Below are 6,461 nucleotides of genomic sequence, written 5' to 3'. Positions count from 1 at the left end.
GGGCCTGGTGCAGCACTCCTTCGGCTGGCCGCTCGGCATGAAGACCGGCGGCGGCTCCTTCCTCTATCACCTGGAAGACAATCTGGTGGCGGTCGGCTTCGTCGTCCACCTCAATTACAAGAACCCCTATCTCTATCCCTTCGAGGAATTCCAGCGCTTCAAGACCCATCCAGCGATCCGCACCACCTTCGAGGGCGGCAAGCGGCTGTCTTATGGCGCTCGCGCCATCACCGAGGGCGGCTACCAGTCGGTGCCGAAGCTTTCCTTCCCCGGCGGGGCGCTGATCGGCTGTTCGGCCGGTCTCGTCAACGTGCCGCGCATCAAGGGCAGCCACAATGCGGTGCTGTCGGGCATGCTGGCGGCCGAGAAGATCGCCGAGGCGATTACCGCCGGCCGCAGCCATGACGAAGTGACCGAGATCGAGACTGAATGGCGCAAGGGCGACATCGGCAAGGATTTGAAGCGGGTGCGCAACGTCAAGCCGCTGTGGTCGAAGTTCGGCACCGCACTTGGCGTAGCGCTCGGCGGCTTCGACATGTGGACCAACACGCTGTTCGGCTTTTCCGTCTTCGGCACGCTGAAACATGGCAAGACCGATGCGCAGTCGCTCGAACCTGCCTCGATGCACAAGCCGATCGCCTATCCGAAACCGGATGGCGTCTTGACCTTCGATCGGCTGTCCTCGGTGTTCCTGTCGAACACCAATCACGAGGAAGACCAGCCGGTGCATCTGCAGGTCAAGGACATGGCGCTGCAGAAGAGTTCGGAACACGACATCTATGCCGGCCCGTCGACGCGCTACTGTCCGGCCGGCGTTTATGAATGGGTGGAGAAGGATGGCAAGGACGTCTTCGTCATCAACGCCCAGAACTGCGTGCACTGCAAGACCTGCGACATCAAGGACCCCAACCAGAACATCAACTGGGTGCCGCCGCAGGGCGGCGAGGGGCCAGTCTATCCGAATATGTAGCCTACATTGATCTGCGGACTTAGGAATGATTAGGGAGTTATCGATGCAATCTCCACTTGAAGGCGTTCGGGTCGTGGAATTGGCGCGTATCCTGGCTGGTCCATGGGCTGGACAGACACTTGCCGACCTTGGAGCGACTGTCATCAAGGTGGAAAGCCCGGAGGGCGATGACACGCGCCGTTGGGGGCCTCCTTTCATTCGGGATGGCGATGACGTCGCTGCGGCCTACTTCCATAGCTGCAACCGCGGAAAACTGAGCATCACGGCGGATTTCAATTCGGCGGAAGACGTCGAAAAGCTTCGTGCACTGATCGCGAACGCGGATGTCGTCGTCGAGAACTTCAAGGTAGGCGCGTTGAAGAAGTTCGGTCTTGATTACGAGAGCCTGAAGGCGATCAATTCAAAGCTGATTTACTGCTCGATTACCGGCTTTGGCCAAACCGGCCCATATGCCGAACGTGCGGGATACGATTTCATCGTCCAAGGCATGGCGGGCATCATGGATTTGACCGGTGAACCAGATCGGGAGCCGCAGAAGATTGGGGTGGCGTTCGGCGATATTTTCACAGGGCTCTATTCGGTCATCGCTATCCAGGCCGCTTTGACCCTCCGGAACAGGACAGGTGAGGGACAGCACATCGATATGGCCCTGCTGGACAGCACAGTGGGCGTGTTGGCCAACCAGGCGATGAATTTTCTGGCCTCGGGAAAGGCACCGACGAGACTCGGCAATGCGCATCCCAACATCGCACCATACCAAGTATTTCCGGTATCCGACGGCAATATCATTATCGCCTGCGGGAACGATGGTCAGTTCGAGAGGCTATGCGAAATCCTCCGGCTATCCGCTGTGGCGGACGACGTCCGTTTCAAGACCAACGCGGACAGAGTGCGTCATCGAGAAGAACTGACATCCATGATGGAAGCGCGCACGAAGCTCTTCAAGCGGACGGATCTGCTGGCCGACCTCGCGTGTGTGGGCGTTCCCGCCGGGCCGATCAACACCGTGAAGGATGTATTCGCGGACCCGCAAGTCGCGCATCGGAAGATGGCGGTGGAGAATGAAGGAATACCGGGCATCCGGACGCCAATCATCTTTTCAGGGGCGATGTTGATCCAGCATCGTAAGTCGCCAAAGCTTGGCGAGCACAATGGCAAAGTGCAGTCAGACTGGTCTTCGATGGACTGATGCCTTGAGCTGGTGCCATCGAACAGGAAATCGCTAATTTTCGTGAGGGGCCAAAAACAGCGCGGCCCGCGCGATGGGGCCGTGTATCGGCGGACGCTCGTTTCAGCCAGTCTCATATCGTGATGCCTTGATCGGAACCGCGACTCCGCCTGTCCGTTACCCTTTGAGGAACGGAGGACATGGACATGCGCAAGAGAAAAGCCATCGTCGAGGCGGCACTCGAGTCCGAGTACGAGCGCCAGGCACTGGGGATCATGAATACGGAGCAAGCTCTGAAGCTTGAGGATTCCGACGGTCTAGTCTTCAGTCATCCGGATAAAGAGGCCGGCGTGACCGATCATTTTATCGATCAGGATGAGCTACGCCGGTTGGTGCGGCGGTCAACGTCGCCGCTTCCCGTATTGCAATCGCGGGCTCGTACCACGCGGCAGTCCTGAACTTCAAGCAATCATGTAGCCACCGTCCACCGGCATCGATATCCCGTTCACCATCGCAGCCTCGTCGGAGAGCAGGAAAAGAACAACCTCCGAAATGTCTGCTGGCTCGGCGAAGCGACCGACGGGAATTCGTTTCATCATCCCCGCGGCCTTCTCGGGATCGCTCCATGCCTTCACCGCCATCGGAGTCAGCGTCACCGTGGGATGGATTCCGTTCGCGCGGATGCCGTGAGGTGCAAGCTCCTTTGCCATGACCCGCGTCAAGCCATCCAATCCACCCTTCGACGCGCAATAGGCAGCGTGGTCGGCGAGGCCGACGAAGGAGGCGACCGACGAGACATTGACGATGGCGCCTTTGCGGCCCTGCTTGATCAGCGAACGGGCATATTCCTGGGCGACGATCATCGGAGCACGCGTGTTGACCGCGACAAGACGGTCGAATGCTTCGACGGTTGTCTCCAGGAACGGTTGGAGCTCGGTCGTGCCGGCGCAGTTGACGAGCAAATCGGCGGGAAGGGCAGCGATGGCAGCCTCTCTGGTCGCATCGGCGTCCGCAAGATCGACCTGTATAGCCCGGCAGCCGGATTCCCCTCGCAGCGCTTCGACATCGGCAGCACTCCGGGTCAAGGCGACGACTTGCGCTCCCCGTTCGGCGAGCATCCTTACAATTTCTCGTCCGATGCCTTTGCCGGCGCCGGTAACGATGACCGTCTTTCCTTTGAAGTCCATGGGCCGTCCTCCTACAGTCTCTGGCCTGTTTCCCGATCGAAGATGTGGGCACGCCGGGGATCGATATGGAAGTACATTGTCCGTCCAGGGTCTACCTCGATGCGCTCGCGGATCAGCGCGTCGATCGGCACGCCTCCCGTGCGGCCGAAGATCAATGTCTCCGAACCCGTGGGCTCGAACACCGATACCTCCACCGGAACGCCTTCATCGCCGATCGTGATGTGCTCCGGTCGGATGCCRTAGGTAACGGCTCTTCCCTCATCCGCATTTGTGTCTGCCATCGGAAGGGTGATGCCCTGGTCGGTGACGACGACCTTCCTGCCGTCGCGGGTGGCGATGCGGCCCTGAAGGAAGTTCATCGATGGGCTGCCGATGAAGCCGGCAACGAAGAGGTTTACCGGGAAGTCGTAGAGATCGAGAGGCTTGCCGATCTGCTCGACCCTCCCGTCGCGCATGACCACGATCTTATTGGCCATCGTCATGGCCTCGATCTGATCGTGCGTGACGTAGACGGTGGTGGTCTTCAGCCGCTGGTGAAGCTCCTTGATCTCGACACGCATGGTGACGCGAAGCTTGGCGTCCAGGTTCGACAACGGCTCGTCGAACAGGAAGACCTTCGGATCTCGGACGATGGCACGACCCATCGCCACGCGTTGACGCTGTCCGCCCGACAGTTGCTTCGGATAGCGGTCGAGATAACGCGTCAGGTCGAGGATCTCGGCTGCCTTGCCGACCTTCTCGTCGATCTCCGCCTTCGGACGCTTGGCCATCCTCAGCGGAAAGCCCATATTCTCGGCGACCGTCTTGTGGGGATAGAGCGCATAGCTCTGGAAGACCATCGCGATGTCACGCTCCTTTGGCGGAGCGTCGGTGACGACACGGCCGCCGATCCGGATGTCTCCGCTGCTGACCGTCTCAAGACCGGCGATCATGCGGAGCAGGGTGGATTTGCCGCAGCCGGATGGGCCGACCAGCACGACGAATTCGCCGTCCTCGATGTCGACGCTGACGCCGTGCATGACCTGAAGAGAGCCATATTTCTTGGTGACGTCGCTAACCTGTACGTTTGCCAATGTCGTTCCTCCCTAAAGCAGCACGGCTTTGATGTTGTTGATGGAATTCATCGGCTCATCCCTTCCAGACGATGTAGGCGCCAAGGACCGCCGAGATTGCCGCCGCAAACCACACCGAAAGCCCGAACGGCTCGATGAACCGCATCCAGAACAGCGAGAGCGCGACCCAGATAACGATCGAGATGAAGAGCCGGTCGAACCAGTTCGTTTCGATCGGCAGAAACCCCGGCTTGGGTTCGTTGTTTCCTGATTGAGACGTCATCGTTTCATCCTTTCACGGCACCGAAGGTCAGGCCGGCGACGATGTGACGCTGGACCACCGAAAAGACGATGAGCGCCGGAACCAATGTCAGCATTGAGATCGCGGCCATGATGCCCCAGGCCGTTCCGGTCGTCGTCACATATTCCGACAAGCCGGTGGTCAGAGTCCGCGCATGGAAGTTGGTGAGCGTCGCCGCGAGCAGGTATTCGTTCCACGCGAAAACCCAGGTCAGGATCAGCGTCACCGCAAGTCCGGGCCGTGCCAAAGGAAAGATGATATCATAGAGGACGGTCCATGGGCTCGCGCCGTCCATATAGGCCGCCTCGTCCAATTCCTTCGGAATGCCTTCCACGGTCGGGCGCAGCGTCCAGATGGCGAAGGGAAGGTTGAAGGAGCAATAGACCAGGATCATGCCCAGCTTGGAATCGGCGAGCGAGAAGTCGCCGATCCTGTAGACCTGCGTCAGCAGCAGGAAAAGCGGCAGGAGGAAGACCGCCGGCGGCGCCATGCGGTTGGTGATCGTCCAGAAGAAGATGCTTTCCTTGCCGGCGAGGTCGAAGCGCGTCAGGGCGTAGCAGGCAAGGAAGCCGAGCGTGGTGACGAGCAGCGCATTGCCTGACGAAATGATCAGCGAGTTGAGCATGTATCCGCGCAAGGTCGGATTGGTCAGCACGTCCTGGTAATTCTTCCAGAAGAAGCTCCGGAGAATGACATCGGGCGTCGAGAACAGGTCGAAGGGCTGTTTCACCGATATGACGAAGAGCCAATAGATCGGGAAAAGGGTCACGAAGCTTATCAAGGTCCACAGGAGGACCGGAAGCCAGGGGTTTTTGGTCTTCATCGCTTCAACCTCTCTTCACGCGGGGCGCAATCAAGCCGACATAGAGCAGCCAGCAGACGACGATGGTGAGGTAGAGGACGATGACGGAGATCGCCGAACCGTAGCCGTAATTCGTCTTGGGAAAAACTTCCCTGAAGATATGGACGCCGATGTAGCGCGTCGATGAGCCCGGGCCGCCTCCGGTCAGCATCAGGACTTCGTCGACGGTGCGCAGCGCGTCCATGAGCCTGATGAACACAGTGGCCAGCATGGCCGGGCGGATCAAGGGGAGCGTGATGTGCCAGAAGATCTGGCTCTTGCCGGCGCCGTCGATCTGCGCCTGCTCGAACGGGTCTGATGGAAGCGAGACGAGTGCGGCGATCAGCGAGAGGGTGACGAGCGGCGTCCAGTGCCAGATGTCCATGATGACAGTGACGGTGAAGGCCGCGACGGCGCTCTGGCCGATATTCAGATCGTACCCGAACCAGCTCCTGAGGAGATAGGGAATGATGCCGATGGACGGGGTGGTCATCAGCTTCCAGACTGAGCCGACGATGATGGGGGCCATGATCAGGGGCAGAGTATGGATCGTGCGAAACACCGCTTTTCCGGGAAAGTCCTTGAGCAGCGCCTGGGCGAGGATGTAGCCGAGGACCAGCTCCGACACGACCGCGAAGAAGACGAATGCCAGGGTTATGCCGAGCGATGCCAGGAACTGCGGGTCGAAGACGAGCCGCCGATAGTTCTCAGCCCAGTTGAAGATCATGCCCGGATTGGCCGCGAACGGGTTCCATGAATGGAAAGAGACCCAGAGGACGTAGATGAAAGGAAAGATCCCGAACAGTCCGAGGATCACTATGGTCGGTGACAGCAACAGCCACCCGAGCTTCTGCGAATGCATCGCCTATCCCCCATTGAACGCTATGTGGACGTCCGCTCCATCAGGGAGCGAAAGATGACGGGTCGTCGGAACGACCCGTC

8 protein-coding genes are annotated in these 6,461 nt (G+C 59.5%); 3 read left to right on the top strand and 5 right to left on the bottom strand.

Annotated features, from left to right (window positions below; genetic code table 11):
* The 3 genes from AC1D1Z_RS08480 to AC1D1Z_RS08470 all read left to right on the top strand — a co-directional run.
* A partial coding sequence (locus tag AC1D1Z_RS08480) for an electron transfer flavoprotein-ubiquinone oxidoreductase (protein WP_477850147.1) occupies nucleotides 1-970 on the top strand: 970 nt, incomplete at its 5' end.
* A gap of 43 nt (nucleotides 971-1,013) precedes the next feature.
* Nucleotides 1,014-2,159 carry a CaiB/BaiF CoA transferase family protein gene (locus AC1D1Z_RS08475; RefSeq protein WP_131647507.1) on the top strand — a complete coding sequence of 382 codons (1,146 nt, stop codon included), beginning with the start codon at nucleotides 1,014-1,016 and terminating at the stop codon, nucleotides 2,157-2,159.
* A 179-nt stretch (nucleotides 2,160-2,338) separates the two neighbouring features.
* Complete coding sequence (locus tag AC1D1Z_RS08470; RefSeq protein ID WP_018244738.1) at nucleotides 2,339-2,596, top strand: hypothetical protein; 258 nt, start codon at nucleotides 2,339-2,341, stop codon at nucleotides 2,594-2,596.
* A gap of 3 nt (nucleotides 2,597-2,599) precedes the next feature.
* Here the strand turns inward: AC1D1Z_RS08470 and AC1D1Z_RS08465 are convergent, their stop codons facing one another.
* The 5 genes from AC1D1Z_RS08465 to AC1D1Z_RS08445 are packed head-to-tail and all read right to left on the bottom strand — an operon-like array spanning nucleotide 2,600 to nucleotide 6,381.
* Nucleotides 2,600-3,325, bottom strand: coding sequence for an SDR family oxidoreductase (locus AC1D1Z_RS08465; protein WP_131647508.1), 726 nt, complete (start codon nucleotides 3,323-3,325; stop codon nucleotides 2,600-2,602).
* An 11-nt stretch (nucleotides 3,326-3,336) separates the two neighbouring features.
* Nucleotides 3,337-4,398 (bottom strand): ABC transporter ATP-binding protein, encoded by a 1,062-nt coding sequence (locus AC1D1Z_RS08460; RefSeq protein WP_018244740.1) that lies wholly within the window; start codon nucleotides 4,396-4,398, stop codon nucleotides 3,337-3,339.
* 55 nt (nucleotides 4,399-4,453) lie between these two features.
* Complete coding sequence (locus AC1D1Z_RS08455) at nucleotides 4,454-4,660, bottom strand: DUF2160 family membrane protein (RefSeq protein ID WP_018447078.1); 207 nt, start codon at nucleotides 4,658-4,660, stop codon at nucleotides 4,454-4,456.
* Between the two features lie 4 nt (nucleotides 4,661-4,664).
* Nucleotides 4,665-5,501 carry a carbohydrate ABC transporter permease gene (locus tag AC1D1Z_RS08450; RefSeq protein ID WP_018447077.1) on the bottom strand — a complete coding sequence of 279 codons (837 nt, stop codon included), beginning with the start codon at nucleotides 5,499-5,501 and terminating at the stop codon, nucleotides 4,665-4,667.
* A 4-nt stretch (nucleotides 5,502-5,505) separates the two neighbouring features.
* Complete coding sequence (locus tag AC1D1Z_RS08445) at nucleotides 5,506-6,381, bottom strand: carbohydrate ABC transporter permease (protein ID WP_017966968.1); 876 nt, start codon at nucleotides 6,379-6,381, stop codon at nucleotides 5,506-5,508.
* Between the last annotated feature and the right edge of the window lie 80 nt (nucleotides 6,382-6,461).

The organism is Rhizobium sp. P1_E1, assembly GCF_056406015.1.
This window is presented reverse-complemented; position numbering and strand designations above follow the sequence as displayed.